Origin of the sequence: Ruoffia sp. FAM 26255, from assembly GCF_045528525.1 — a bacterium.
GTDB lineage: Bacteria > Bacillota > Bacilli > Lactobacillales > Aerococcaceae > Ruoffia > Ruoffia tabacinasalis.
Genome location: NZ_JBGQQX010000100.1, coordinates 1 through 3,440 on the forward strand (window position 1 = coordinate 1; position 3,440 = coordinate 3,440).

Sequence of the window (3,440 nt, forward strand, 5' to 3'; positions counted from 1 at the left end):
TCTTATGAAAAGTTATTTATTATGTAAAGCTAGATTCAAGTCCTGTTGGTTTTGTAAGCTTTTTGTGTTTCTAACTATACATAATATAGTATCCTTATTCTAAAAGGAGGACGAAATAATGGATACTATTGGAAGTTTAATAAGGAAAGCGACTATGCATTTAGATGAATTAGGGTACTCTGAAGGGACAAAAACTCGCTATAAAAGTTGTTGGAATTGCTTCGAAAAATACGCCGACTTAAAAAACATTCAAGACTTCACTCTTAAATTTGGGTATGAATTCTTGGCGAATCACTATAGAGTTGATTTTGATATTGACTTAACGCCGTATCAAAGATTTACTGTCCGATCAATTAAAGTTTTAAACGATTTTTTGAAAGATGATACATTCAATAAATGCTATCAAAGAAAGGGACTTCAGGTACCCGACTGTTACTTTGACATTCTTATGAGTTATGTCGAAAATCTAAAACAATCAAATCTGACAGATCGAACTATTCAAGGAAAACAAATTATTATTATTCGATTTCTTCATTTTTTGAAAACAAATGAAATCTCTGATATTTCAAAGATACAGTCTAAAAATATTTTGATGTATATCGAATCAATAATGACAAATTATGCAGTATCCACAAAAGAGACTATTCTATACACATTGAGAGATTTTTTAAACTTTCTAAACACCGGTAATTACAATAATTATCATTTAAATCAGCTGTTGCCAATTATTCGATCAAATAAGCTAGAAAAATTACCATCGTATTATACATCTGAAGAAATTAGAGTATTGCTTTATCATGTAGACCGAAGTACAGCTGTTGGTCGGCGCGATTATCTTGTCTTACTACTGGCCATTCAGTTAGGAATGCGAGCGGGTGATATTAGAAAATTAAAGACGGATAACATTAAATGGCATTTAGAAAAAATTGAATATATTCAAGAGAAAACAAAGAATTTCTTGCAGTTACCACTGAGTGATAATATAAAATATGCATTGATTGATTATTTGAAAAATGGTCGACCAATCTGTGATGATCCTCATATTTTTATTAGGCACAGAACGCCTTATGGGCGTTTTGAAAAAGGAAATGTCTTTTGGAGTATTATAAACAAATACTTGAAACTTGCTCAAATTGAAACTAAAAATAGAAAACATGGTCTTCATGCAATGAGACACAGTTTGGCAAGTAACCTTTTACAAGATAACACCCCATTACCTATTATTTCAGGAATACTAGGCCATGAAAATTCGAATACGACTAAGATGTATCTTCGTATCGATACCGAACAGCTCCGAACCGTTGGTCTGGAGGTACCTTCATGATAGATACAGAAAAAGAGTATATCTTTAATGGACCTTTCGCTAGTTATTGCACTATGTATGTTGATTATAAAAAAGGGTTAGGTTATAAATTTCAAGTGTCATCCTATTACAGATTAAGGCAGATTGATAATTTTTTTAAAACATATGAACTTAAAAATCCTATTCTCACAAAAAAAATGGTGAATGATTATGTGAGTAAACGAGGCACTGAATCCACTAAAACACAGCACCAGAGGATGAGTACTATTCGACAGTTTGCACTGTTCATGAACACATTAGAATTCAATTTCTATGTATTTCCGAAAAATGAGTTTGTTAAAATAAGAGATAATTTTGCCCCATATATCTTTACACACAAAGAAATGTCAAATATTTGGGCGATAGTTGACACTTTATGCTTGGCAGAGAATAGTGAACATGATAATCTCATTTATCCAATGCTCTTACGAATGTTATACGGATGCGGATTACGGATTAACGAAGCTTTAACTTTGCATAAAACAGATATCAACTTAGAAAATGGTGTAATTACAGTAAATAAAGCCAAAAACAATATAACCCGGATTGTTCCTATGTCAGAAACGTTAACGGATTATTGTCGTAATTATGCCAAAAAAATGACATTTAATATGAAAATTGAAGGGCATTTTTATCCGGCTCCTGATACTCAAAAATACAAAAGTAAAACGATATTAAACAATTTTAGAAGGATATTACTTAAAGCTGGAATAATTTCTTCTGAATCTGTTCATCCCAGGATACATGATTTACGACACACTTTTGCAGTTCATTCTTTGGAAAAAATGGTTAGTCAAGGGCAAGATATTTATTCTGCGCTTCCAATGTTACAGACGTATATGGGACACCGTGATATTATAAGTACAGAACAATATCTACGGCTGTCAAGTGATACCTACGGTATCATCATTAATTCAACTGCTGAAATGTATCAGGGCGTTTTTCCGGAGGTGAATGAAGATGAAAGAATATAATTTCGGCAAATATTTATCCTCATACTTTCTTAGATACATTCCATCAAGAATGGACTATAGTGAAAATACAGTAAAGTCATATCGGGATGCATTCACTATTTTCTTAAGATACTGCACCAAAGTTCTTAATTTGAAACCCGAAAAAATGAAAATTACCGATATAAATAAAGACTTTATAGAAGATTTTCTGAATTGGCTAGTAGATAAAAAAGGATACTCCATCAAAACACGGAATCAAAGGCTTGCTGCACTTCAATCTTTTTTCCGATTTCTACAAATTGAAACGCCTGAGAACATAGAGAGATGTAACTCTATCCTTTCAATTAAGGCAAAAAAAGTTCAAAATACAGGACAAATGACCTATTTAACAATTAATGCAATTCGAAAGCTCTTGGCTACTCCAAATAGTAAAACTAAAGAGGGAAAAAGAGATTTAGCCATTTTGACGCTTTTGTATGATACAGGTGCAAGGGTTCAGGAAATGATAGATCTAAATGTTTGTGATTTGAGATTGTCTTCTCCAGCAACTGTAAAGTTACTTGGCAAAGGACAAAAAGTACGTGTAATACCAATTACCCCACAGACAGTAAATATTATAAAATCTTATATAGATAATTACCAATTATTGGATGAAGAAAACCTTGAAATTCCAGTCTTTTTTAATAAACAGAAAAGAAGACTCAGTCGTGCTGGCATAGGATATATTCTTAAAAAACACTTTGAAATAGCGCGAATAAACAATTCTAATCATTTCCCAGTGAAAATTTCACCTCATGCCTTAAGGCATAGTAAAGCAATGCACTTACTAGAAGCAAATGTTAATTTGATTTATATTCGAGACTTTTTAGGTCATGTATCCGTCTCAACAACGGAAATCTATGCGAAAGCTAATCCAGAAATTAAACGAAAAGCAATCGAAGCAGCTAGCAATAATGTACTTCCAGAAGAAACATTGACTACAAATGACAAAGAAGTTCTACTAGATTGGTTGAAAGAATTTATTTAGAGTTAAAAATATGAGAATTAAGACTCTTTATTATGAAAAGAAACTTACTTCAAAAGGCGTTGAAATTAGAGTTTCAGCGCCTTACTTTACATAATATTTAACTTTTCATAAGATGAAT

At 32.0% G+C, this 3,440-nt stretch carries 3 protein-coding genes; all 3 read left to right on the top strand.

Going from position 1 to position 3,440, the window contains the following annotated elements:
* Nucleotides 1-118 precede the first annotated feature (118 nt).
* The 3 genes from ACEN31_RS11285 to ACEN31_RS11295 are packed head-to-tail and all read left to right on the top strand — an operon-like array spanning nucleotide 119 to nucleotide 3,322.
* A complete protein-coding gene (locus tag ACEN31_RS11285) occupies nucleotides 119-1,324 on the top strand; it encodes a site-specific integrase (protein ID WP_407090576.1) in 1,206 nt (401 codons plus the stop codon).
* Nucleotides 1,321-2,316 (top strand): tyrosine-type recombinase/integrase, encoded by a 996-nt coding sequence (locus tag ACEN31_RS11290; RefSeq protein ID WP_407094242.1) that lies wholly within the window; start codon nucleotides 1,321-1,323, stop codon nucleotides 2,314-2,316. The genes ACEN31_RS11285 and ACEN31_RS11290 overlap by 4 nt, the downstream gene beginning before the upstream one ends.
* A complete protein-coding gene (locus ACEN31_RS11295; protein WP_407090579.1) occupies nucleotides 2,303-3,322 on the top strand; it encodes a site-specific integrase in 1,020 nt (339 codons plus the stop codon). The genes ACEN31_RS11290 and ACEN31_RS11295 overlap by 14 nt, the downstream gene beginning before the upstream one ends.
* Nucleotides 3,323-3,440 lie beyond the last annotated feature (118 nt).

Excerpts from the sequence above, each read along its gene's own strand:
- ACEN31_RS11285 (WP_407090576.1), top strand. The coding sequence starts at position 119 with ATGGATACTATTGGAAGTTTAATAAGGAAAGCGACTATGCATTTAGAT.
- ACEN31_RS11295 (WP_407090579.1), top strand. The coding sequence starts at position 2,303 with ATGAAAGAATATAATTTCGGCAAATATTTATCCTCATACTTTCTTAGA.
- ACEN31_RS11290 (WP_407094242.1), top strand. The coding sequence starts at position 1,321 with ATGATAGATACAGAAAAAGAGTATATCTTTAATGGACCTTTCGCTAGT.